This window comes from Sulfitobacter donghicola DSW-25 = KCTC 12864 = JCM 14565 (assembly GCF_000622405.1).
GTDB lineage: Bacteria > Pseudomonadota > Alphaproteobacteria > Rhodobacterales > Rhodobacteraceae > Sulfitobacter > Sulfitobacter donghicola.
The window spans coordinates 1077603-1102087 of record NZ_JASF01000005.1; the positions used below are offsets into that span (position 1 = coordinate 1077603).

Consider the following 24485-nt stretch of genomic DNA (forward strand, 5'->3'; position numbering starts at 1 on the left):
GCGCCTGTCAATGATATAAGTGCATGAAATAATTCTCTAAATGCGAAAAACAGAACTCGCAAGATTCCCGAGGCCATTTTGAGTTACGACTATACTTTTTCTGCTTGATCAAGTGCCCGTGCCCAATTGGCTTTCGACCAATATGCCTCTTTGCGAAAAAAACAAGCGCACCGGTCAAAGCGCAGCTGTCCTTGGAGCGGAATGCTGATCTTGCCATCTTCATAGCAATAGCTGGCTGTTCCAGGAAAGCTTCGGACTGAACTTCGAAGTGTCGTCGATCATAGACATTTGTTATCGTATCGCACCAAGAAGGGATAAGGTCCCACTATAGAATTGCGGTGAGATATTAATGCCAGAACCCCTTCGCCTTCGTCCAACGCCAAAACATAGAGAGACACACCTATCTTATTTGTCTCGCCTGGCAGCCACAAATGGCGTCAATATAGCCGACTTCGCACTGGATATGGGCTTCTCCTTCAAACGTATAGTCTCACAAGAAAAACAGGCGATTATTGACCTTGCTGAGTGCGGAGGTCTCACGGCGGAACAAATTAATGAACTTTTGTCTTGGACCGGTGAGGCAGCCGGAGACGTCCAAATCAAGTTTCGCAATGAAATCATCGGCTCTCGTTCTTTGCGCAACGCGGCAATCCGTGGCTGTCCAGTTTGTCTTCGCAATGATGCTGACAGCGATCTGAAAATTCCGGCGCGCGCGATGACGATGCGCGGGGATTGGCAGTTTCGTGAGGTCAGTATGTGTGTCGAGCACGAACATCTTTTGGTCCAATTATGGGAACGAAGTAATCTTTCTGAAAGGTACGACAATTCAGCTCGCCTGACTGAGATCTTGCCTGACATCCTGAGTGGGAAACTTGACGTTCCCTGCGAAAGACCCTCGCAGTATGATCTATGGCTGGATCAACGCCTTGAAACCAGCCGAGACCCAACTTGGTTGTCAGACAAGTCAGTCTATGCAGCATCCATTTTTTGCCGGTTACTGGGCGCAGAACTTTTACGCGCTGACGATACACCTGATGATGACCTCGCCTCAACAACACGCGTGGCACAAGCGAAAGGGTTTGCCGTCGCTCACCAAGGCGAAATCGCAATAGAAGACGCGCTTCAATCGCTGGCGGCTCACGCTAATGGTCGAGGCGATGAGGCCAAGAAGGCCTTCGGCCAGCTGTATTCTGATTTGAATACGCTATACTTGGACAAGCAAGCATTTGCTCCGTTCAGGCGTATATTACGAGACTGTATCTTGTCGATTTGGCCCGTCGCAGCAGGAGAGGCAGTGCTTGGAATCGTTCAGCATGAACGTAAGTTGCACTCGATTCATACAGCCTCCAAGGAAACCGGGATCGGACCTTTCCTCCTCGAGCAGTTCTTGGTTCACGCTGGTGCTTTCAAGGTTAATGACCCGCGACCACTTGCACGACGTACATTTAGTGCGGAAATGTATGCGGAATTGCTTGCCGAAATACCCACCTTGGTTGGCCCAATCGAGATGCGCAAAGCGATGGGTGCAACGTTGCCGCAGCTCAAATCGCTGGAAGCCGATGGGGTTCTGGTCCCTCGGATCGACATATCCACGATTAAGTCGCCATGGCGTATAGGTGATGGTTTAGAATTGGTTGAAGAATTGGACGCCTTGGCATGTTCTGTTTCCTCGTCGGACGATCGGTGGGAAACCGTTCAAATGGCAAAGAAGCGATCCAACGTAGGGGTGGGGGCGATAATCGCTGCTGCACGTAGTGGCCAGCTTCAACTTGGCCGATACTCGGATGTGGTTGGCTATGCAGGCTTTTGTGTGCTGAAATTCGAAATTGATACGATAGCCCCCTTAAAACATCAGCAGCGCAAAAGCTTTGCAGCTCAAAAAGGTCACGTGTCGCCGGCTGCCTTTGGGCGATCAGTCGGTATTCGGGAAAGTGGTTGGTTTGAGACGCTTTTCCATGGTGGGCATACGCCAGCTACGAGGTTGCCACATCCGAAGACCGGCCGTGAGCTGACGTTTGTCTCGGTTTCCGACGCAGCAGCGTTTCATAAGCGCTTTTTGACTGGCGCGACGATGGAGAAAGAGTACGGGGTTCATCGGCGTTCGCTCTTCGCGAAATTGCGAGCTGCTCGAGTCGACTCCTTCAGGCCAGAACATCAAGATTTTGGACAAATTTATCTTCGTAAGGACGTTGAGGCCATTCTCGGTACGACTATCACGCAAGATTCATCTTAAAAGGGCGGAGAGGAGACCTTCGCTGCACTTTGCACAGAGGTCCGGTGTGCGGACTAAGCGGCCTTATGCACGCGCGGCTATTGCTAACGCAGCATTTCCTCGCAGTTGCAGCAGATTTCATGCTGCGATGCAGCCCAAGTCGCGAAAGCAGCCATTCATTGATGCCGACGTCAGTGGATTTCAGACCGACCCTTCGCCGCATCTTGCACGAATTGACAGAGGGCGGACAGAACCGTCGTTCACTTTTCCGACTTCGCTGACGCAGCGTCCTCTCGCAGATGCGGCAGGTCTGTTGTTGCGATGCAACGCGTGTCACCGAAGCAGTCGTTCACTGGTGCCAACCTGACCCAAACCCATACCGCGCTTTCGCTGCTGGCAGCACAGACCATCGAGACGCGGGACAAAGGGCCAATTCGCTGCGGTTACTCGAACGGCCGCTTTGGCGTGAATCTAAATTCAAACAGCAAAGCGCCCGATGGGTTTCACCGGGCACTTCTTTCTCAAGCCACCTCGAAATTACTTGATAGCGAGAATGTCGAAATTGTCGACGTTTGCCACCACACCGTCTTCCCATCCGCCTGAGACCAATTCGGAAGCCTTTTCATTCAGGAGTCCGGCGACTTGTCCGGCAAAGTGCGCTTCGCGGCCAGAGTTTTCGGCAAAGATGTCGAAGATGGCGAAGTTATTTTCGTCAATCTGCAGCGCCGCCCAGAACAATGTCTTGGGTTCGGTATCTGCGACGATGGGGCCGGCGGCGGTCAGCAAGGCTGCCAATTCGGGGCCTTTACCTGGAGCAGCTTCGAGCTTGATGTAAGTTGCGGTCGTTGCCGTGTAGAGATCAACCGGCGCCTTTATCGACAGGACATCGGAGTTGTTGATTTTCGCGACAACACCGTCGTCCCATCCGCCGTCGACCAGCGCGTCGGCGTTTTGGTTCAAAGCCGCAGCAACTGCTCCTGAGAAGTGAGCGTCGCGTGCTTCTTCATCTGCGAAGATGTCAAAGATTGCGAACGTGTCGTCGGCTTGCAGAGCAAACCAAAGGACAGTGCCCGGCTCTGTTTCTTCCACGACAGGTGCAGCACCAGCCAGAAACTCTGCGAAGGCTCCGGTCTGGCCTTCGGCGGCGGGCATGGCGATGTAGCTGGCAGTGTGATTTTCCATTGGGTTGTCCTGTGCAGTTGCAGAAGTCGTGATCAGAACCAGTGCGGCGAATGTCTGAAGGATTTGCGTTTTCATGGTCGTCTCCTGATTTGAAGTTCATCGTGTTTGGTTTCGATGCACTCTTGTCCCATGCCGGATGCCTCGGACTCCAATTCCGAACTTCTATTCTTTGATAGACATGGGCTATCGAAGCTGTTTTCATGGCCTAGACTGAGATGTGACGGAGAATGCGGCGATGGAAATGAACCAGATCAGGTATTTTCTCGCTGTCTGCGAGCACCGAAACTTCACCCATGCGGCCAGTGCCTCCAATGTCTCCCAACCTTCCTTGACGACTGCGATCAAGAAACTTGAAGACGAGCTTGGAGGTGACCTTTTTGTCAGGGACCGTGCGGGATGCAGGCTTACGGCCCTCGGAAAACTCATGCAGCCGAGGTTGCAGAAGGTTCACGAGGAGACGCGACAGGCCAAGGCAGAGGCAGTCCGTCATGTGCGCCTGGAGCGGGTTCCAATCTCTGTCGGTGTCGGCGAAACGATTGGCCACAGCAGGATCTCGGCAGCTATGGAGCGTACTCGTACGCGATTGCCGCAAGCCGAAATCGAACTGATCGTTGCGTCATCCTCCGAGCTTCTTGCCGGGCTGCGAGATGGTGAATTTAACGTAGTAGTCACCGCAGAGAAGGTCAGTGAAGACCTCTATCGTATAGACCATCTCTATGAAGAGGACTACAAGGTCGTGGTGTCCAAGTCGCACCCGTTGTCTGAACTGGATGCGATTTCTCTTTCGACTCTTGCCAAAACTGACATGCTTGACCGCCTAAATTGCGAAATGCGGGATGCTTTGCACGGGACTTGCGCGGATTATGGTCACGAACTCTACGCGGCCTATCGGTCAAATCGCGTGGATTGGTTGGTTGAACTTGCTCGGCAAGGGTCAGGTGCGGTGATCCTGCCGGCCACCGCTATTCCTTCGGACATGGGCTTGGTGTCGAAACCCATCGATGGTCTTGAAATATCAAGAGCTGTTTTGGCCCTTCGATATCGGCACCAAACGACGAGACCGGAGACAAATGATCTGATCCGTGAGATGACGCGTACGCCGGCGTAGTGAGATCGGTAATCGACATTCGCGCATCGTGCAGCATCTGGATTTTGGGCTCTGAGCCAGCATTAGTGGGCACGCCGCCGCGCGTCCGGTCTTGGATGGCGAACGGCAAGAGCCGGAAAAATCCAGCGTCCGGCGATCCAAGGTTGGGTAGCAGTGCTACACCAGTTCAACAGGATCACGGCAGCTACAAAGAATACATACTTGGGGGCCACAGTTCTATAACTGTTGCCCCCATTTAGTCGATCTGACAGTCCAGCACCGTTCTTTAAGACTCGGCACTGCCAACAGCCGGGGACCTGACGACTCGCTCGTTCAGCACCGAAACTGCGGCTCCCGCCACCAGTGCCCAAAACGGCGCGCTGATGCTCAGGAACGACACGTTCGACATCGCCACGATCAGGGCGACGAAGGCTCCGATCTGGTAGCCCGCATTGCGGTCGAAGGCGGATTGGAACGCGCTCAGCAGGACGGTGATCATCGCCAAACCCGCCACTGCGCCGATCAGCGGTCCGGGCAGCGCCATGATGAGCGGCACCGCAACCCCGGCGAAGACCCCGAAGGCGGCGAAAAGCACGCCGTTCAGCACCGTGGCCGCATAGCGCCCCTCGGGATTTTCGCCCGCTTGATCGGACGAACAGATCGCTGTCATGGGCCCCGCGATATTGGCGTTATGCCCACCGATGACCCCCGCCAGCATGCCGCCGATGCCCGAGATCACGGTCATGGCGTTGATCGGCGGGCGGTAACCCTCGGCGTAGAGAACCCCAATAGCCTGAGCATTCTCGGCCCCGATCACCAGCACGGCAAGCGGCACGGCGATGGCGAGGAAGGCATCGATCGTAAAGACGGGTGCGGTGAATTCCGGCGCGACGAAGCTGATTGCCGCCTCGCCTCCCTGGAAGCCTCCGGTCAGGGCCACCGCAACAAGGCCCACAATCAGTGCGGTCAGAACCGGTGGGACGGCCCGCAGGAACCGCATCGACAGGAAGAAGGCGATGGTTGCCGCGCCAACGACGATGGGCAGCTTTTCGATCGAGGTGACTGCGCCGATGCCGAAGCGAATGAGCGCCCCCGCGATCATCGCCATGACGATGGGCATCGGAAGCCAGCGCATCACCTTGCCGATGAGCCCGGTGATGCCGAGCACGAAGACCATCGCGCCGGCCATCAGGAAGGCGCCGACCGCCTGTTCGAACGGGAAGGTGCCGAGCGCGCCGGCGACGAGCGCCGCGCCTGGGATGGAATAGGCCCCCGTCACCGGCAGCTTGTAGTAGAGCGCCATGATCAGGCTTATCAGCCCGCCGAGGCCGTAGATCGCCAGAAGCCAGGCCACGGTCTGGCCTTCGGAGAGGCCGCCATTGTTGGCCGCGCCGATCACGATCAGCGCCGGCCCCGAGCATCCGAAGATCGCCGCGACCAGTCCCGCGCTCGCGGTCTTGATACCCAGCGCCTCGCGCAGGCCCGACAGGCCCGCGCCGAAGCCCGGTCCTTTCTCGATCCAGTTTGTCTTTTCCGTCCGTTCCATCTGGGTCTCCTCCCTTGAATGGGGTTGCATGGCCATCTCAGCGTCCGGTGAAAGCGGGCTTGCGCTTGGCGTGGAAGGCCTCGACGCCCTCGCGGAAATCCTCCGATTGCCGCAGGCGGCTGTAGTTCAGCCCCTCCATCTCGATTGCTGTGCTGAGAAGCGCGTCGTCGGTGTCGTTCAGCAGCTTCTTCGCGGTGCGCTGCGCCATCGGGGAAAACTCGCGGAGCTCGTTCACGAGGTCTGTCACCGCCTGTTCGAGATCGCCATCGGGCACGCATTCGGTGGCGATGCCCCAGTCCAGCGCCTGTTGGCCCTTGATGCGCTTCGAGCGCATGACGATGTCCTTCGTGCGCGTCACGCCGACGATTTTCTGCAGCCGGGCGGAGCCACCGGATCCGGGGATCTGGCCCAGCTTCTGTTCGGGCAGCGCGTAGCGGCAGGTCTCGGACACGATGCGGAAATCGCAGGCCAGAGACAGCTCGAAGCCGACGCCGAAGGTGTAGCCGCGATTGGCGGCGATCACCGGCTTGGAGCAGCGTGCCGGAGCCGCTATGTTCCATGCCAAATGCGAGACATGTTCTGGGCTGGCCTCGAGGAAGCCCTTGATATTGCCGCCGGAAGAAAAGTGCTCACCCTCGCCGGAGACGACGATGATACGCACGCGGTCATCTTCATCGAGTGCCTCGAAGACGAGGCGGAGCTGATCGCGGGCTCCCATCGAGATCACGTTGTAGGGCGGCCGTGCGAGGATGATGTCCGCGCGCTCGCTGGCTTCATCGAACTGGACATGGAAGCCGTCGAGCTCGGAAAGGCGCGGATCGGAGAAGGTCATTGTCTCGGTCATCGGAGTATCTTTCATCTGGGTGTCTTTCTATGTACTTACGCAGTGGTGGTCTCAGCCGGTTCGACCTCGTATTCGCCCGCGACAAGCAGGCGGCGGAGGAGTTTTCCGACAGGGGATTTCGGGATTTCGCGCACGAAGACGTAGCGGCGCGGGCGGCGGAAATTGGACAGGTCCGAGCTGCGGCAATGGGCGTCGAGATCGTCTTCGGTGACATCGCCGCCCCGCTTGACAAAGGCGGTCACCACCTTGCCCCAGCGTACATCGGGCAGGCCGACAACGGCGACTTCGGCTACGGCGGGGTGCAGCGACAGGCAGCTTTCTACCTCGACCGGCGAGACGTTCTCGCCGCCGGTGATGATCATGTCGTCGGCGCGCCCCGTGACGAAAAGATCGCCGTCTTCGTCGAAGAGCCCGCAATCGCCGGTGAAGTACCAGCCGTCGCGAATGGCCTTGCGGTCCGCTTCGGGGCGGTTCCAGTAACCCTCGAAGGCCTCGTCACCCTGCATGGAGGCGACGATTTCGCCTTCTTCGCCGGGTGCGCAGGTCTGGCTGGCATCCGTCGCGCCCAGCGGCACCACGCGCAGGCGCTGGTTGATCGCGGCGCGGCCCGCCGATCCGGGTTTGGCCGCGGCGTCCTGGCAGATGGAGAAGGTGTAAATCTCGGACGAGCCGTAATGGTTCACGAAAAGCTCGGGCTGGAAGGCCTCCGCCAGTTTCTGCAGCAGACCGTCGGTCATCGACGCCCCGGCAAAGCCCAGCTTTCGCACGCTTGCCACTCGGTCCGGTGTGAACGCGGCGTGGTGGACGATGTCGTGATAGAGTGTCGGCACGAGATAGAGGTTGCTGACACGATGCTGCTCGATCGCAGCAAGCGCGCCCGGTACGTCGAAACGCGGCAGGCAAACGAAGGCACCGCCGATCACGCTGGCCGACAGGAGCGAGCGGATCCCCATCGTATGATAGAGCGGCATGACGCCAAGCGTGCGCTCGCCATGTCCGTACATGTTTTGCGCCACATGGGCGATGGCCGCGGCCCGTTCGGCCCGGTGGCGGCGCGGCACGCCCTTGGGCTTCGAAGTCGTGCCGGATGTGTAGAGCATGACCGACAGATCATCCGCCCCTGCCTGCGGCGCTGCATCGGCGGCGCTGCCCGACAGCATTGCAGCGAGGCCCTGATCGCCGCCCAGCGGCAGCACTTTCAGATTTGGGACGAGCGCCGATCCGGCCACTGCCTCGGACGCGGCATCGTCATGCACCAGAACGCGGGCCGCACTGTCGTGCAGCGCATGGTCCAGCTCGTCGGCGGTGACGCGCCAATTGACTGGCGTGATGACAATTCCGGCGATTTGGCAGGCCCAATGCAGCGACGCATTCTCCCACCGGTTCTGCATTGCCGTGACGAGCGTGTCGCCCTTGCGCAGGCCGATCTGGCCAAGCCCATCCACCAACGCACTGATCCGGCGATACCAGTCGGCATAAGTGATTGTCTGGTCCCCTTCGGCGATGGCCATCGCGTCGGGGTCGCGTTCCACGGACGCGAGAAAGCTGGTTCCGAGGTCAAGCATCGATTGGTCCTCCCTTGATGCGGTTGCGGGCGGCCAGCGCCGCCTGAACGATGGGCGCGTAACCCGTGCAGCGGCACAGATGGCCCGAAAGCGCCTCGCGGATCGCGTCTTCATCCGCGTCCGGTTGGCGCGAAAACAGCGCGTCGAGCGTCATTAGGATTCCCGCGGTGCAGAAGCCGCATTGCAGCGCGAAATGCGCGCGAAAGGCCTCTTGCAGCGAGGTCAGCGCACCGTCTGTCGCGAGCCCCTCCACCGTGCGGACCTCGCAGCCCTCGGCCTGTTGGGCGAGCATCAGGCAGGCGCGCACAGCCTCCCCGTCGACCTGGACCGTGCACGCACCGCAGACGCCGTGCTCGCAGCCCACATGGGTGCCGGTCGCGCCGATCTCTTGGCGGAGGACATCCGTCAGCAATGTGCGTGGCGGCACACGCGCCGAAACGGGACGTCCGTTCAGGGTGAAGCGCACCGGGTGCGTCTCGTCTTGGGTCAGTCGCGGCATGACAGGGCCTCCTTCAAGGTTGCGCGGCCGAGCTGCCGGACCAGATCGCGGCGGTAGCGGGCGGTCGCATGCAGGTCGTCGCGGGCCTGCAAATGCCAGGCGAACTCGTTCAACCGGTCATCGAGATCTTGCGCGTCTGAGGGCAGATCGAGCGTGCGGGGCGTGTCGGCGACGCCGCCCACGCTCAGCGTGGCGGTGCCATCGGGTCGGGCGATGGCGGCGCAGGCGACGATGGCGAAATCACCATGGCGGCGGGCCACTTCGCGGAAGGCATATCCGGAGCCTTTCTGGCGGCCCGGGAAAGTGACCGAGGCGATCATCTCGCCGGGGGTTAGGTCGGTGGACATCATGCCCTGGAAGAAATCGCGCGCCGCGACGGCACGCGTCTTGCGGCGGCGGCGCAGGATAACGGAGCCGCCGAGCGCGATCAGGCAGAGCGGCAGCTCTGCGCTGGGATCGGCATGGGCGACAGAACCGCAAACCGTGCCGCGATTGCGCAGTTGCGTGTGTCCGACCCATGGCAGCGCGGCGCGCACCAGCGGCAAGCGATCCGCCAGATCCGGCCAGCGTTCAAGCGTGCTCTGGCGCACGGCGGCCCCGATGGTGACGTTATCGCCCTTGGCCTCGATCCGTGACAGCTCCGGGATGCGAGTGATGTCAACGAGTGTGGCAGGGCGCGCGAGGCGCATGTTCAGCATCGGCATCAGCGACTGGCCGCCCGCGATGACCCGGGCCTCGGTGCCACCCTGATGCAGTGCTTCCAGCGCTTCGCCCATCTCCGTGGCGGCGACATAGTCGAATGGGGCGGGCTTCATGACCGGCCTCCTTTCGTTATGCGGTGGAAAAGGCCCATGAGCCGCGCCAAAGGCCCGGTGCCCGCGCCGCCGCAATGGCGGGCCAGCGCGCGGAAGAACTCGCCGATCACGACCTTGGCCGCGCCGTCCAGAAGCCGCCCGCCGACCGAGGCGACCTTGCCGCCGATCTCGGCCTCGTAGCGGTAGGCGATCTCGGTGCCGTCGTCGGTGTCGGTCAGTGTGATGCGGCCATGTCCGCCACCGGTGCCAAGCGCGCCGACAACTTGGCCCGACAGTGTCACGGCGTTGGGCGGGTCGAGGTCCGACAATTCAATATCGGCCTTGTAGCGGCCCCGGACCGGCCCGACGCCCAGCGTCACATCCGCTTTGAAGCGTGTCTCGCCGACCTTCTGCACGCCGTGCGAGCCGGGAATAATTGCATCGAGCGTCGCGGGATCCAGCAGCATCTGCCAGACATCGGTGCGGCTGGCCTGCACCACGGCGCGGCCTTCACCCGTGAGCTTACGCCCGCCAGTCGTGGCCTCGGCCTTCGTCTCGGGCACCGGGCTTTTCGGGCTGGGCTCGTCGCCAAAGATACACGCCGCGAGCTTGGACGCGGTCACTGGGAGGACGATATCTGGTGCATCGCCTTCGGGGGCCAGCGCGTCGGCCACGGCATTGGCGATGCAGACGGGCGTCGACATGCAATTGCCTTCGCCCACGCCCTTGGCCCCGAGCGGCGTGAAGGGCGACGGCGTCTCGTGATGCAGTATGACCAGTTCAGGCACCTCCATTACAGTCGGCAAGAGGTAGTCGGCCAGCGTGCCGGACTGGAACGATCCGTCCGCGCCGTAGGCATATTCCTCAAGGAACGCCGCGCCCACCGCCTGGGCAAAGCCGCCACGCACCTGACCGTCGACCATCGCAGGATGCAGGATCCGCCCGCAATCGTGCATGGTCACGTAATGGTCGATCTTAGGCTCAGCGGTCTCGGGGTCGATCTCGACCCCGCAGAAATCGAAGATGAACCCGTGACAGAGCGAGGAATTGATCCCGTCCTCGGCAGTCGGGGCCTCCAGTTCGGGCGGGCTCCAATAGACCGTCTCGCGCAGGGTGTGATCCACGTCGTCCGGCAGGGTGCCCGGCGACCAATGCGCCGTGGCGGCGACCCGCGCGAAGGACAGGCTGTTGTCGGGATTGCCCCTGGCGCGTATGCGGCCCCCTTCGAAGGACACGTCCTCGAGCGCAATGTTCAGCTGTGTGGCCGCGACCTTGGCCAGTTTATCGCGCAGCCGCGTTGCTGCGATCTCGGTCGCACCAGCAACCGCCGGGGCAAAGCGCGAGGCGTAGTTGCCCGAGGCGATGGACCAGGCATCGCGCATCGTGTCCACATCAGCCAGAACGCGCACCGCCTCCATCGGCAGCCCAAACTTGTCGGCCACGACTTGGGCCAGCACGGTCCGGTGGCCTTGACCCTGCGGGACCGAGGCGACCTTGACCGTGACTGAGCCGAGTGGGTCGATTGCGATGGTCGCGGTTGCCTGCGCACCGTTCTTGGGCCCCGCCTTGGCACGCTCTTCGGGGGTCAGGACGGTGGTGATGTAGCCCATGTTCGACACCGAAGGCTCAACCACGCAGGCAAATCCGATGCCGTAACGTCGGCCTTCGGCGCGGGCTTTGTCGCGGCGGGCGTAAAGGTCGGCCAGACCGCCTTCGGTGACCGCGCGGTCCAGCGCCGTGGCGTAATCGCCCGAGTCGTAGAGCGCGCCGCTTGCCGTGCGGTAGGGAAACGCCCCGGCTGGGATGAGGTTGCGGCGGATGACCTCCAGCTTGTCCAGCCCAAGCTGCCGCGCAATGGTGTCCATCAACCGCTCCAGCGCGAAATAGATCTGCGGGCCGCCAAAGCCGCGATTAAGCCCGGTTGGCGTCTTGTTGGTCAGCACGACGCGGTTGCGGATGCTCATGTTCGATATGTCGTAGGCGCCGGTCATGTTGCCGTGCATCCGGTAGAGCGTGGCAGGTTCCGGCGCGCGCAGATGGGCACCGCAATCCTCGATCTGATCCCAGTCAAGCGCGGTGATCCGGCCATCCGCCGCGACCGCCGCCTCGATCCGGGTCTGGCGATTGGTGGCTGAGACGCTGGCCGACAGATGCTCCAGCCGGTCCTCGATCCACTTGACCGGCGCGCCCGCGATGCGCGCGGCAACGCCAGCGAGGATCATGTAGGGAAAGACGCCCTGCTTGATCCCGAAAGAACCACCGGAATCGGGCGGCGTGCGCAGCCGCAGCCGGTTGCCCGGCACGTTCAGCGACCGAGCCACCACTGCGTGGATCGAGAAGGGGCCCTGGAAATTCGCGGTGACGTCAAAGGCATCCTCGCCCGGCTCGTAGCTGGCGATCACGCCGTAGGTTTCAATCGGGGTGCAGGCGCTGCGCGGATAGGTGACGTCGATGCCGATCCGGTGCCGGGCGGCCTCGAACGCCGCCTCGGGATCGCCGTAGCGAAAGCGCCGTTCGTTGATGAGGTTGCCACCGAGGCTGGAATGCAGCACCGGTGCATCGTCCGAAAGTGCCGCGACCGGATCGACCACCGCGCGGCGCGGCGCGTAGTCGACCGCGACCAGATCGGCGGCATCCTCGGCCAGGTAGCGGTCGGTGGCGACGACCATGGCCACCGGCTCACCGACATAGCGCACCCGCTCCACCGCCATTGGCCAGCATTCCACATTGGCCTTGACACCGACGGTCATCGACCGAGTGCGCAGCGCGACGTCCTGTCCGGTGATGACGGCGACGACGCCGGGCGCGCATGCTGCCTCGGCGGTGTCGACCGACCGGATGTCGGCGTGGCCGTGTGGCGACCGCACGAAGGCCAATGCCAGCGTTCCGGCTGCCACCGGCAGATCGTCGATGTAACGCCCGTGCCCCGACAGGAGTGCCGGATCCTCGACGCGCGCGACCGAGCGGCCAACAAGTGGCTCTGTAACGGTATCTTTCATGTCTCCTCCCGGCTTGGCATGGGCAAGCCCTTGGGAAGGGACGTTAGGCGGTCATCCGTAGGCCCCGCGATCCCGCCAGGTCTCGGACCTTACCGAGGAGTCTCAAAAACCGGGGTCAGCCGTTGTCGCGAAGTGCCGAGACATCGCGGAATATGCTGGGCGAGGAGCCAGCATGGTCGTGAAAGAAGCGCGAGAAATGCGCCGGCACCGAAAAGCCCAGATCGTCGGAGATGTCGGTGAAACTGCGGGTGTCGTTTGCGACCGCCTGCACCGCGCGTTCGACCCGCTGGGTGTTCAGATAGACACGCGGAGAAATGCCGGTCTCGGCCTCGAACAGCCGGAAGAAATGCGCGCGGGACACACCGCTTTCGCGCGCCAGCCACTCCATCGATGGAATGCGGGCCGGGTCCGCGCGCATCAAGCCCAGGGCCCGCGCGATCCGCCGGTCGGGTGCGCGCATTGCCGTGGCCCGCGCTCGGAGCGACGGCTGCGCTTCGCGCCAAAGCGCCAGCCGCTCGATGATCGAGACCATCAACCGCCCGATCAGCCGCTCATGTGCTGTGGCGTCGCCCGGGGCCTGCACCATCGCCTCGGCGGTTTCGCCGACCTGGCGGCGGATCTGTGGGGTGATGGCACCGCCCGGATGCGGAAAAAAACCCGGTCCCGCGCTCGCCTGCCAATTGCTGCGAAACGCGCCCAGCCAGTTCGGCTCGATGTAAAGCGCGAGGATGATCGTCGGTGGCTGCCCGGCGCGGTGCACGTAGCTGTGGTGTTCCCAAGCGTTGATGAGAACGGCGCTTTCATCGGTCAGCGCCACGCGCCGCCCGCCCACGTCAAACTCGGTATCCGCACCTTCGACCTTGAGCAGCGCGTGGCATTGCGCATGTGCGTGCTTGACCAAAGGCCGATCCATATCCAAGAGAGCGACCCGCCCGAACGACCCGATAGCAATCCTCAGAGCAGACGACATATAACAACCTTAGCAGTTTGCCTGGTCTGGTCAATTTTGCTTGCTCGCTCGCGTCGTAAGCAATCCGCGTTCCAGGTGCCTGCTGATGCGGAATATGACCGATACCGGTAGGCGGATAAGACTGCATTAAGGTCGGCTGGGTCAAGAAAATTGTAGATCCGGGTTCTCTTCCTCGCTGCAACATACATGAACGGCTGCTTTTTACGCCGCGCAGCAGCGCCAATAATTATGCGATCGCGGCGATTTTCTTGCTGCGAGCGCGCGCAGCGCGAATTTCGAATTCACAGGATGGGCTCGAAGCCGACCTTCGCCGCGAACTGCTCGAACGGCAGCTCTGGGCCGTTCGTGTCGGTCGACACCATGGGCGGAAACCGGACCTTAGCTGCACCTGCAAACATCTTTTTGCAGATCGGTGAAAGCGGTCATTCGAGACCCCGAAAGCCCAACCAACCATGCTGCGCCAGCCATCAAGGTCAGCTATGCGCAGAAAGCGTACTTTGCAAATTCACGCGAACGGCCAAAAATTACCGCTCGAGTTGGCCCCGCACGCTGCGACGCAGCTTCCCCGAAGCAGTCATTGATACGTTGATGCAGCATTATTGAGGTATTAAGGTCTGCTACGCGGACGGAGCGGGCTTTCGCTGCGGTTGCGCCAACGACCGCTTCATAATCACATTTTGCATATGTCCCAGACTACTCCTGGAGCGGGTCAGAAATTCTTTCCTTTTCAAATCCAACTAAAGCTGCCAGCTTTCCGTCAAGCAAACTAGAGAGTACCGGACCAAACACACGCGAACCGATCGGTTCATTATTGTTATTGAGAAGGACCGCTGCATGACGATCAAATCTCACTACTGAACCGTCTTCGCGACGTACTTCCTTGGCTGTGCGAACAACAACAGCCTTGCGGATGTCGCCTTTTTTCATACGGCCACGAGGAATAGCTTCCCTTACTGACACGACGATAATGTCGCCAATAGAAGCGTATTTGCGTTTGGAACCGGCCAAGACCTTGATGCACTGAACACTGCGTGCGCCACTATTATCAGCAACATCTAGAATCGTCTTCAATGCAATGAAATTGACCTCTGACTCAGGCTGAGTTTTTTCGTTAACTTGGCCAATCGCTTTGTCATAAGCGACCTTCCACATTCCACGGTCAATTGCAGGAAGTGAGTTTCCACCTCTAAAAAGCTGGCCAAACACTCTAGCGGATAACGTTTCAAGCGCTTCCGTGTGGTCATCTTCGGATTTGTTCTCGAATTCAGTCATTCTGCGTTTCCTGTACCAGACCCACGATTTCCTAGATCGTCGATGAGGGATTGTATCAGCATAGCATTTGGAAAATGTGTTGCCATCATCAACTCATGCAATAATTCTGTTCCCAAAAATGGCTTCTTGTTTGCAGGCGACGGCTGAAATAAGATCAGGCTGTACACACTTGCGGCGGCAACTACGCGGGAAGTGTCGCGCTGGATTCTGGTTAGGGTATTTAGGTCAGATACACCGCCAACCTCGCAAAATTCAGTGGCTAAGGCGTGGCTTGTAATGGCCTCATCATGCGGTTGATTTGGGTATCCGGCTGCGATTAACACATTTGGCGGGATGTATTTCGAACGGCGCCAAACATAAGTTAGAATCTGGCGCCCTACAATCGTTGAAAGTTTGTTCCGTGCGGAAAACCGGTCTTGTAGATCACTTTCGGCGCTGCAATTCTCTTCGAGAAAAACTTGTTGCTTAAGTGCCTCATGGTATTGCGCTTCCATCCGATACTGCAGATCGGCAGCCATGAGCGAAATTGTAATCTGACTGTTTTTGTGTTCTTCAGGTTGTTTCAATTTTCTGGTTCCATATGCACATGGATATTAAGGATCTCACGAGAACAACTGTAGGCTAAGAATCCCAAGAGGACTACAAGACAAATTGTCGGGTCAATCCGTCTGCTGCTTAGGTCTTCCGATACTGTCTATCTTAAGCGTCTGGTCTTAATGTTGAATTTTAAACACTTCACTTTGCAATTAGGTCTGTTTCTCGAAGGAGAATTCAGATGAAATGTAAGTGCGAATACCGCTCTCTCGTAGTCAAAGTACCCGTCCCGTGGTCTCAAATGCCTGTCACTATTGAAGCTTCACATCGTGTGGCCATATGGTGGGGTGTAGCGGCCTCAGCTAGTCTTGTGTTGGCCATAGCACTGAAACTTCTGTGATCAGCGGTTTGCCATGCCTCAGAAATTGGTCATGTTTAGAAATGCCGACCTTCGCTATCCTGCGGCAAGTTGGTCACTCTGGGCTCCTTGCTGCCGTTCGCTGCGGTTGCAAACGAAATCACTGCTAAATTGGAAGGCGAGAGGCGGCAATGCGGACAAAGCTGCCTTGCAAACTATGACTTTTTCTCGATCTGCTCCGCAAGACGCTCGATTTCGAGGCTCGCTAATTTTCCCCCAGTGCCAAGCCACACCACTGCTTCTTCGATTTCTTCCTCAGACAAGTTTTCTGATGTGGCTGCATTCGCAAGGCTGTCGAAACCTTCAGGTCCGCAGTTGAATACGCTACGTCGACCAATATCATCTATATAACTGACAAATCCTGATTTTTCCAAGACTGATGCGGCTCGTTCCAAGTCCCCGGAACACATATTGTCAAAGGTCCAAAGCTCTCCTCCTCCAACATAGCCTTCGGGTTTGTATTGATTATCGTAAACGCTTTTCGCCAAAGCGAGGAGCAACATGTGTTTTGTGTAAGCGGGTTGATGAGGCTTAATTGAATAGATCATGTGGCAATAGTATGAATTCAAGCTTTGCCCGACAATAGAAACAAGGGCTCTTTGCCGACTTTCGCCGCGATTGCACATCGAAAAAGCTGGGTCGCAGCCCTGAGCGTCCGCTTTCTTCAAATTGCCAGTTTCGTTTGCGGGCGCAGCGAAGGTACGCAATCCGCCCAAGGTTTCGTTGGCCATGTCTGCTTTGGGCTGACAGCCGTCATCCGGTGTGATTGCTCAGGCCGGTGGCAGGGAGTTTTGCGCAAAAAAACACGCGCTGCATCGCCGCAAGTCCGCTTAGAGCCCTTCTTGACCAGAAGCTCTCGACCAACTTGTGGGCTCAGACTATGGTAATAGGGGGGATGAAAAGCTAAATGCAGCAATGGCTAATCTTACTGGAGCTGTTTTTCTTGGAGGTAGTTTGATGACCAATGAAATAGATCTGCACGCGGCAAATCATGTGCCAGCTTCTGGGTTGGGCCGATCGCTGGTATATTACTATTTTGTTTTGATTTTGTCGGTGCCGGTCATCCTGTTTGGCATAACCAATACCACTTTGAAATTCGGTATTCTTGCTTTGATGTTAAGCGCTTTGGTTGCGCCGCCGGTATACGTTTTGCGGAAAAAGCGAAGACTGCGTGCGCTTCGTCAAGCACAGGTTACGGCGCTAAGAAAACGTTCCGACGAATGACTGCTGCAGCGGTGGACAACGGTCACTTTGTCCGCATTGCGGTCATCGAACCACTTAAATGCTGCGCACCTTTGGCAATGTCCGCTTCGGGGAAGCTGCACTGCGGCGTGGCGACCATTCGTCAATGGCTGGTTTGGGCCGTAAGTACCACAGCTTGAAGCCGTTTTGCTCTGTAAGCAGCGAATCTGAAAGTCTTTGATAATCGGCTTTGATGAGTGAATCAGCGCTTGGTCATGGGTCAGTAACATGTGCAAAAATGAAGGTATTGACACCCATTTGCAGCCTTATGGTCCTAAATTTGCATTCTTATGGGTTAATGACAACAACAATGATAGAATTTGGCGAGCCGTGGAGGACTCGAACCCCCGACCTGAGAATTAGAAGTTCCCTGCTCTAATCCAGCTGAGCTAACGGCCCGCGTTTGTTTGTTATATCCGTCAATTACCCCAAGATTGTCAACGTACTAACGTAATATTGGTCGGGGGATTTAACGGCAGGGCCTTCTAAACATCAGCAAACCACTCTGGCAAAATGGTCCGGCAGACATAGTTTATAAATGGAGGCTTAACGATCCCGCGCTCTGGATCACGAACTGGATTGTCTCTGATCTGTTCGTAACCGTAAGCTACGGCATCATCCCATGGCAGTTCCTTCGCGGCTGCGAGCTTGCGAAAGAAACGTTTCGCATGGAAATCTGGTTTAGCCCAACCATTAACACTCCAATCCTCACCGACGCTATCTGCAACCGATTGCCGCACAGCGTTCGTTTCTTTTAGGGCTTCTGAATTCGCATGCTTTAAGTGAACGAGGAACACATCATCAGGCATCTCAAAAGGAAAATCCGCCGTTTTTCGGTGCCCGCAGAAAACCCCATGCCATCTAAGCGGTAGTGCCTTCCGAACCGCCCAAGCCTTGCTGTAGTTGCCAGTTACTGCGGCGACATTCCGTGATGGAAATACTTTTTCCCCCTCCTCCAAGGGGGCGTCCCCCTCGATCTCAGCCAAGTTTAAGCCTAGGGCAAAAAGAGCCGGCGCTGAGGTGCTTTCGAAAAGCGCTTGGAAAGAAGGGTATTTGTTGGGGTTAAAGCAGATCAATTCATCTGCGTCGGTCTGGATAACCCAGTCGTAAATGTTATTTAGCCCTGATTGAAAACCATTGATCAACCGCATCCGCACCCGGTCAAAATGCTTCAACTCATCCCTTGGTATCGTGATAACGCTGGCTTTTGGGCAGATCCGCTGGATCTCGGGGTCATATCCGTGAGACACAATGTACAAGTTTTCATGCCCAATATGCCCCCCAAAGTGTTCGTACCACTGGTTTAGAGCCCAATAGTCCTTGTGAACCATGGTAATGGCACAGATTTTCATTTTGTGGCTTCCAGTTATTCTCTGCAACGCTTGCAGGGTATTCGGAATATACTGTGTATGGAACGTCAAAACGCCGCTGAGAATTACCACAGCGGCGTTTTTTGAATGTTTTGTTTATCGTCGAGAGATATTTAGGAACTTATTAGGTTTGGCGATGACCTACTCTCCCACGCCTTAAGACGCAGTACCATTGGCGCGACGGCACTTAACTGCCGGGTTCGGGATGGGACCGGGTGTTTTGCTCGTGCTATGATCACCAAACCAAATAAATTCCTAAATTGTCCAAGTCAGCACGCTGATTGTGTGTGTATGCTTTTGACTAGTAACAGAAGTCTTTCTGTTACTGGATCAAATCAAGCCTATCGAGCCATTAGTACCAGTCAACTGAACGTGTTACCACGCTTACATCTCTGGCCTATCGACGAGGTAGTCTACCTCGGCTCTCAGGGATACCTTGTTTTGAGGGGGGCTTCCCGCTTAGATGCCTTCAGCGGTTATCCTGTCCGATCATAGCTACTCTGCACTGCGGCTGGCGCCACAACAGATCCACCAGTGGATCGTTCACCCCGGTCCTCTCGTACTAGGGGCAACTCCTCTCAAGTATCCTACACCCACGGAAGATAGGGACCGAACTGTCTCACGACGTTCTAAACCCAGCTCACGTACCTCTTTAAACGGCGAACAGCCGTACCCTTGGGACCTGCTCCAGCCCCAGGATGAGATGAGCCGACATCGAGGTGCCAAACACTGCCGTCGATATGGACTCTTGGGCAGTATCAGCCTGTTATCCCCGGCGTACCTTTTATCCGTTGAGCGATGGCCCTTCCACTCGGGACCACCGGATCACTATGGCCGTCTTTCGACTCTGCTCGACTTGTCAGTCTCGCAGTCAGGCTGGCTTCTGCCATTGCACTCAACGAGCGATTTCCGACCGCTCTGAGCCAACCTTCGCGCGCCTCCGTTACGATTTAGGAGGCGACCGCCCCAGTCAAACTACCCGCCACACAGGGTCCCGGATCCGGATAACGGACCGCGGTTAGACATCAAGCAGAACAAGGGTGGTATCTCAAGGGAGGCTCCACAGAGACTAGCGTCTCTGCTTCAAAGCCCACCACCTATCCTGCACATGTTCGGCCTAATGCCAGTGTGAAGCTGTAGTAAAGGTGCACGGGGTCTTTCCGTCTAACCGCGGGTAACCGGCATCTTGACCGGTAATTCAATTTCGCTGAGTCTATGTTGGAGACAGCGGGGAAGTCGTTACGCCATTCGTGCAGGTCGGAACTTACCCGACAAGGAATTTCGCTACCTTAGGACCGTTATAGTTACGGCCGCCGTTTACCTGGGCTTCAATTCAAGGCTCTCACCTCTCCTTTTAACCTTCAGGCACCGGGCAGGCGTCAGACCCTATACGTCGTCTTGCGACTTCGCAGAGCCCTGTGTTTTTAATAAACAGTCGCCACCCCCTGGTTTGTGCCCCCAGCCCCTAGTTGCCTAGGAACCGGGCCTCCTTCTCGCGAACTTACGGAGGTATTTTGCCGAGTTCCTTCAACATAGTTCTCTCAAGCGCCTTGGTATTCTCTACCTATCCACCTGTGTCGGTTTAGGGTACGATCTCATGATGGAGCTATTTCCAGGAACCTCTAAGCAGCCCATTCAATCCGATAAGGATGAACTACAGTCGAGATCCGTCACTTCCATCTGGCCCAGGAATATTAACCTGGTTCCCATCGACTACGCCTTTCGGCCTCGCCTTAGGGGTCGGCTTACCCTGCTCAGATTAGCTTTAAGCAGGAACCCTTGGATTTTCGGCGAGAGTGTCTCTCACACTCTTTGTCGCTACTCATGTCATCATTCTCACTAGTGATCTCTCCACCGGATCCCTCACAGGCCGGCTTCACAGAAAGCTCCTTGTGTCCAATTCCACCCGAAGGAGGATAAGGACACATGGAACTATGTCACACTACGCTCTGCTACCATGCAATAAATGCATCCTAAGCTTCGGCTCATGGCTTGAGCCCCGTTACATCTTCGCCGCAGGACAACTTATTTAGACCAGTGAGCTGTTACGCTATCTTTAAAGGATGGCTGCTTCTAAGCCAACCTCCTGGTTGTTTTGGTCGTCCCACCTGCTTTCCCACTTAGCCATGAATTAGGGGCCTTAGCTGTAGGTCAGGGTTGTTTCCCTCTTCACGACGGACGTTAGCATTCGCCGTGTGTCTGCCGACTAGTACTCCTCGGTATTCGGAGTTTGGTTAGGATCAGTAAGCCTGTGGGGCCCCATTACCCATCCAGTGCTCTACCCCCGAGGGTATTCGGTCGACGCTCTACCTAAATAGATTTCGCAGAGAACCAGCTATCTCCGAGTTTGATTGGCCTTTCACCCCTAGGCACAGCTCATCCCGATCTTTTTCAACAGATGTGGGTTCGGTCCTCCAGTAAGTGTTACCTTACCTTCAACCTGGCCATGCCTAGATCACTCGGTTTCGGGTCTGATCCCTCAAACTCATTCGCCCTATTAAGACTCGCTTTCGCTGCGCCTACACCTAACGGCTTAAGCTTGCTTGAGAGACCAAGTCGATGACCCATTATACAAAAGGTACGCTGTCAGGTCGCAAGGACCCTCCAACTGATTGTAGGCGTTCGGTTTCAGGTACTGTTTCACTCCCCTCGTCGGGGTGCTTTTCACCTTTCCCTCACGGTACTGGTTCACTATCGGTCAGTAAGGAGTACTTAGCCTTCGAAGGTGGTCCTCCGATCTTCAGACAGAATTTCACGTGTTCCGCCCTACTTAATACGTCCTCTCATGCTTCTTATACGGGACTATCACCCACTTTGGTTGCGCATTCCAACGCATTCTAACCACAATTGAGGCTCGGCTGGTCCCCGTTCGCTCGCCGCTACTAGGGGAGTATCAATTGATTTCCTTTCCTCCGGGTACTTAGATGTTTCAGTTCCCCGGGTTTGCTTTTCTAAGTCTATATATTCAACAAAGAAATACCTGGTTTACCTCATTATTAGCTGCTCATTGCTGAGCAATAATAACAAAGTATCAGGTGGGTTGCCCCATTCAGAAATTCATGGATCAAAGCTTATTCTCAGCTCCCCATGACTTATCGCAGAGTATCACGTCTTTCATCGCCTCTTACTGCCAAGGCATTCACCAAACGCCCTTTTCGCGCTTGATTTGATCCAGAAAGAGAAAGACTAAAAGTCTCTCGTATCACACAGAAGCTGGTAAGAAACTGTGCGAACTGTTCCTAGATCAAAAGCATACATAACTGTAGCAACCCGTGCGGATTGCTACGTTTCAGACAGCCTTACGACTGTCTCGGTTAGTGTACTTGACTTGGACAACACTGTTCATTTCAGATGGCAAACACTTACGGAACCGAGGAAACAGTTCATGGTAAATGCTCGCGTCAGACCCGAAGGTCATCAGCACCATACTGAGATCATCGCCACACTCGGCGCGATCAAACAGTGATGTTTGTTACTTTAATTACTTAAAGTAACTGTATCTCTCTTTACGATGTTAATTCGTCCAATTGGACGGTTAAGAACTGCGAGCAGTGCTTAACGGTCAAATTGATCTTTGTCTTAAGGTGTCCTTCTCGTGATCTTGCTTCGCAAGACACTGTCAGGACTTCCCATCTTACTGTGTAAGATGCTTGGTGGAGCCTAGGAGGATCGAACTCCTGACCTCCTGAATGCAAATCAGGCGCTCTCCCAGCTGAGCTAAGGCCCCATCAATTCCCTTGCGGGATCTTGGTGGGTCGAGGAGGACTTGAACCTCCGACCTCACGCTTATCAGGCGTGCGCTCTAACCACCTGAGCTACCGACCCATACGAGCGGTAGCTCGTGTTCTGTTTCTGAAGAGATATGAGGACGGCTCGGTCCGAAGAGTGCACCGAAGTGCCTCTAAAATATGGTCAGTTTTGTTTACTGACCTGCTAAGTGTTTCACGATGACTGTAAACAGTCATAGCTAGAAACATCCTTAGAAAGGAGGTGATCCAGCCGCAGGTTCCCCTACGGCTACCTTGTTACGACTTCACCCCAGTCGCTGATCCTACCGTGGTCCGCTGCCTCCTCGAAAGGTTGGCGCACGGCCGTCGGGTAGAACCAACTCCCATGGTGTGACGGGCGGTGTGTACAAGGCCCGGGAACGTATTCACCGCGTCATGCTGTTACGCGATTACTAGCGATTCCGACTTCATGGGGTCGAGTTGCAGACCCCAATCCGAACTGAGACATCTTTTGGGGATTAACCCATTGTAAATGCCATTGTAGCACGTGTGTAGCCCAACCCGTAAGGGCCATGAGGACTTGACGTCATCCACACCTTCCTCCCGCTTATCACGGGCAGTTTCTTTAGAGTGCCCAACTAAATGATGGCAACTAAAGATGTGGGTTGCGCTCGTTGCCGGACTTAACCGAACATCTCACGACACGAGCTGACGACAGCCATGCAGCACCTGTCACTGCGTCACCGAAGTGAACGCCCGATCTCTCGGGTTAGCACAGGATGTCAAGGGTTGGTAAGGTTCTGCGCGTTGCTTCGAATTAAACCACATGCTCCACCGCTTGTGCGGGCCCCCGTCAATTCCTTTGAGTTTTAATCTTGCGACCGTACTCCCCAGGCGGAATGCTTAATCCGTTAGGTGTGTCACCGAACAGTATACTGCCCGACGACTGGCATTCATCGTTTACGGTGTGGACTACCAGGGTATCTAATCCTGTTTGCTCCCCACACTTTCGTACCTCAGCGTCAGTATCGAGCCAGTGAGCCGCCTTCGCCACTGGTGTTCCTCCAAATATCTACGAATTTCACCTCTACACTTGGAATTCCACTCACCTCTCTCGAACTCAAGACCAGGAGTTTAGGAGGCAGTTCCAGGGTTGAGCCCTGGGATTTCACCCCCTACTTTCTGATCCGCCTACGTACGCTTTACGCCCAGTAATTCCGAACAACGCTAACCCCCTCCGTATTACCGCGGCTGCTGGCACGGAGTTAGCCGGGGTTTCTTTACCAGATACTGTCATTATCATCTCTGGCGAAAGTGCTTTACGACCCTAAGGCCTTCATCACACACGCGGCATGGCTAGATCAGGCTTGCGCCCATTGTCTAAGATTCCCCACTGCTGCCTCCCGTAGGAGTCTGGGCCGTGTCTCAGTCCCAGTGTTGCTGATCATCCTCTAAAACCAGCTATAGATCGTAGACTTGGTAGGCCATTACCCCACCAACTATCTAATCTAACGCGGGCTGATCCTTTACCGATAAATCTTTCCCCCGAAGGGCACATACGGTATTACTCTCCGTTTCCAGAGGCTATTCCGTAGTAAAGGGTACATTCCCACGCGTTACTAACCCGTCCGCCGCTCGCCCCGAAGGGTGCGCTCGACTTGCATGTGTTAGGCCTGCCGCCAGCGTTCGTTCTGAGCCAGGATCAAACTCTCAAGTTGAAAAGCAATTACTTGCTTATCCTTGACGTCGAACCTCTGCACATCGACCATATGACCTTACTGAAATCATATGGCGTCTTTTCTGTTTGATGTACTTAAAGTTACCAAAGTAACCGAAAGCCGTTCAAACAGTGAAGCTGACACTCTATCATCGGACATAAGCCCTAAGAGCGCGATATACAGACGTTGATCCATCGAAATAGACCAAACCGCCCACATATCTCTTCAGATATCTAATTTTCAAATAACGTAGAGACAAAAACCAACAAGATGCGCTAAACTTAACCTAGCGCGCCCCGCCGTCAGTACCTCTGAATTTCTCTTTCACTTCAGTCCCTTAGCGTCTCCGCTTCGTTCCGTCCGCTGCCCCGTTGCTCATTGCTGCGCTTCGGTAAGGGGGGTTCTAGGGTTTGTTCTAAGAACCCGCAAGCTGTTTTTTCATCTAAATGCGTTTTTTTGTGACTTTTTTAAAAATGAAGCAAAAACAATTGGTTATGCAGAGGGT

The 24485-nt window shown here is 56.5% G+C and carries 16 protein-coding genes, 3 tRNA genes and 3 rRNA genes; 4 read left to right on the plus strand and 18 right to left on the minus strand.

Annotated features, from left to right (window positions below; genetic code table 11):
• Positions 1 to 349 precede the first annotated feature (349 nt).
• Positions 350 to 2233 (plus strand): TniQ family protein, encoded by a 1884-nt coding sequence (locus Z948_RS0106145; protein ID WP_081784033.1) that lies wholly within the window; start codon positions 350 to 352, stop codon positions 2231 to 2233.
• Between the two features lie 516 nt (positions 2234 to 2749).
• On the opposite strand, the gene Z948_RS0106150 is transcribed toward Z948_RS0106145, so the two are convergent.
• Positions 2750 to 3469, minus strand: a complete 720-nt coding sequence (locus Z948_RS0106150) for a putative quinol monooxygenase (protein WP_025058694.1) — start codon at positions 3467 to 3469, stop codon at positions 2750 to 2752.
• 160 nt (positions 3470 to 3629) lie between these two features.
• On the opposite strand from Z948_RS0106150, the gene Z948_RS0106155 reads away from it, so the two are divergent.
• A complete protein-coding gene (locus tag Z948_RS0106155; RefSeq protein WP_025058695.1) occupies positions 3630 to 4502 on the plus strand; it encodes a LysR family transcriptional regulator in 873 nt (290 codons plus the stop codon).
• 265 nt (positions 4503 to 4767) lie between these two features.
• On the opposite strand, the gene Z948_RS0106160 is transcribed toward Z948_RS0106155, so the two are convergent.
• The 10 genes from Z948_RS0106160 to Z948_RS0106210 form a co-directional block, all read right to left on the minus strand.
• Complete coding sequence (locus Z948_RS0106160) at positions 4768 to 6027, minus strand: benzoate/H(+) symporter BenE family transporter (protein ID WP_025058696.1); 1260 nt, start codon at positions 6025 to 6027, stop codon at positions 4768 to 4770.
• Between the two features lie 37 nt (positions 6028 to 6064).
• Positions 6065 to 6871 (minus strand): enoyl-CoA hydratase/isomerase family protein, encoded by an 807-nt coding sequence (locus Z948_RS0106165; RefSeq protein ID WP_025058697.1) that lies wholly within the window; start codon positions 6869 to 6871, stop codon positions 6065 to 6067.
• 35 nt (positions 6872 to 6906) lie between these two features.
• A complete protein-coding gene (locus Z948_RS0106170; RefSeq protein ID WP_025058698.1) occupies positions 6907 to 8436 on the minus strand; it encodes an AMP-binding protein in 1530 nt (509 codons plus the stop codon).
• Positions 8429 to 8935, minus strand: coding sequence for a (2Fe-2S)-binding protein (locus Z948_RS0106175; protein WP_025058699.1), 507 nt, complete (start codon positions 8933 to 8935; stop codon positions 8429 to 8431). Before Z948_RS0106175 ends, Z948_RS0106170 begins: the two co-directional genes overlap by 8 nt.
• A complete protein-coding gene (locus Z948_RS0106180) occupies positions 8923 to 9750 on the minus strand; it encodes an FAD binding domain-containing protein (protein ID WP_025058700.1) in 828 nt (275 codons plus the stop codon). Before Z948_RS0106180 ends, Z948_RS0106175 begins: the two co-directional genes overlap by 13 nt.
• Positions 9747 to 12728 (minus strand): xanthine dehydrogenase family protein molybdopterin-binding subunit, encoded by a 2982-nt coding sequence (locus Z948_RS0106185; RefSeq protein WP_025058701.1) that lies wholly within the window; start codon positions 12726 to 12728, stop codon positions 9747 to 9749. The genes Z948_RS0106180 and Z948_RS0106185 overlap by 4 nt, the downstream gene beginning before the upstream one ends.
• Before the next feature lie 115 nt (positions 12729 to 12843).
• The gene (locus Z948_RS0106190; RefSeq protein ID WP_025058702.1) at positions 12844 to 13698 is read right to left on the minus strand and encodes a helix-turn-helix transcriptional regulator; all 855 of its coding nucleotides are present in this window, start codon (positions 13696 to 13698) and stop codon (positions 12844 to 12846) included.
• Between the two features lie 693 nt (positions 13699 to 14391).
• Positions 14392 to 14775: a 50S ribosomal protein L14 gene (rplN, locus tag Z948_RS17875; RefSeq protein WP_025058703.1), complete on the minus strand. Its 384-nt coding sequence runs from the start codon at positions 14773 to 14775 to the stop codon at positions 14392 to 14394.
• A gap of 191 nt (positions 14776 to 14966) precedes the next feature.
• Positions 14967 to 15536, minus strand: a complete 570-nt coding sequence (locus Z948_RS0106205; RefSeq protein ID WP_025058704.1) for a hypothetical protein — start codon at positions 15534 to 15536, stop codon at positions 14967 to 14969.
• A 541-nt stretch (positions 15537 to 16077) separates the two neighbouring features.
• Positions 16078 to 16653, minus strand: coding sequence for a hypothetical protein (locus Z948_RS0106210; protein ID WP_025058705.1), 576 nt, complete (start codon positions 16651 to 16653; stop codon positions 16078 to 16080).
• Positions 16654 to 16837: 184 nt separating this feature from the next.
• Here Z948_RS0106210 and Z948_RS0106215 point away from each other — a divergent pair, with 184 nt between their 5' ends.
• Both Z948_RS0106215 and Z948_RS19030 read left to right on the plus strand, forming a co-directional pair.
• On the plus strand, positions 16838 to 17146 hold the full coding sequence (locus Z948_RS0106215) for a hypothetical protein (RefSeq protein ID WP_156023571.1): 309 nt from the start codon (positions 16838 to 16840) through the stop codon (positions 17144 to 17146).
• Positions 17143 to 17304, plus strand: a complete 162-nt coding sequence (locus tag Z948_RS19030; RefSeq protein WP_162171773.1) for a hypothetical protein — start codon at positions 17143 to 17145, stop codon at positions 17302 to 17304. Before Z948_RS0106215 ends, Z948_RS19030 begins: the two co-directional genes overlap by 4 nt.
• A gap of 181 nt (positions 17305 to 17485) precedes the next feature.
• On the opposite strand, the gene Z948_RS0106220 is transcribed toward Z948_RS19030, so the two are convergent.
• The 7 genes from Z948_RS0106220 to Z948_RS0106250 form a co-directional block, all read right to left on the minus strand.
• Positions 17486 to 17563: transfer RNA gene (locus tag Z948_RS0106220), tRNA-Arg, on the minus strand.
• 86 nt (positions 17564 to 17649) lie between these two features.
• Positions 17650 to 18606 carry a glycosyltransferase family 2 protein gene (locus Z948_RS0106225; protein WP_156026495.1) on the minus strand — a complete coding sequence of 319 codons (957 nt, stop codon included), beginning with the start codon at positions 18604 to 18606 and terminating at the stop codon, positions 17650 to 17652.
• A gap of 56 nt (positions 18607 to 18662) precedes the next feature.
• A 5S ribosomal RNA gene (gene rrf / locus Z948_RS0106230) occupies positions 18663 to 18777 on the minus strand.
• An 88-nt stretch (positions 18778 to 18865) separates the two neighbouring features.
• Positions 18866 to 21701, minus strand: a 23S ribosomal RNA gene (locus Z948_RS0106235).
• A 484-nt stretch (positions 21702 to 22185) separates the two neighbouring features.
• Positions 22186 to 22261: transfer RNA gene (locus tag Z948_RS0106240), tRNA-Ala, on the minus strand.
• Between the two features lie 21 nt (positions 22262 to 22282).
• Positions 22283 to 22359 (minus strand) — tRNA-Ile (locus tag Z948_RS0106245).
• Positions 22360 to 22517: 158 nt separating this feature from the next.
• Positions 22518 to 23980: ribosomal RNA gene (locus Z948_RS0106250) — 16S ribosomal RNA — on the minus strand.
• The 16S, 23S and 5S rRNA genes sit together here with 2 tRNA genes alongside, the layout of an rRNA operon.
• Positions 23981 to 24485: the final 505 nt, after the last annotated feature.